The 303-nt window shown below is 51.5% G+C and carries 1 protein-coding gene; it reads left to right on the forward strand.

Going from position 1 to position 303, the window contains the following annotated elements:
* Nucleotides 1–303 (forward strand): two-partner secretion domain-containing protein (locus ABR397_RS23720; RefSeq protein WP_350307836.1); only part of this gene is annotated, 303 nt, incomplete at both ends.

Genomic DNA, 303 nt, shown 5'->3' on the forward strand with positions numbered 1-303 from the left:
AGCCAATGTGATGATTGCCAACCCTAACGGTATTACCTGTGATGGCTGTGGTTTTATTAATACCGCCAGCGCCACCTTGACCACCGGTAAACCCCAGTTTGACAAACAGGGGGCGCTGGAAGCGTTGGAAGTTAAACAAGGCCAGATTACCATTGGCGGCAAAGGGCTGGAGGGCAAGGCGACAGATTATGTCGATATCATCAGCCGGGCCACTGAGTTAAACGGGAAAATTCAGGCTAATACACTCTCTTTGACGCAGGGTGCCAACCGCATCAGCTTAAAAGACGGCACGGTTAACCCGCT

Source organism: Photorhabdus viridis (assembly GCF_040256935.1).
GTDB classification, from domain to species: domain Bacteria; phylum Pseudomonadota; class Gammaproteobacteria; order Enterobacterales; family Enterobacteriaceae; genus Photorhabdus; species Photorhabdus viridis.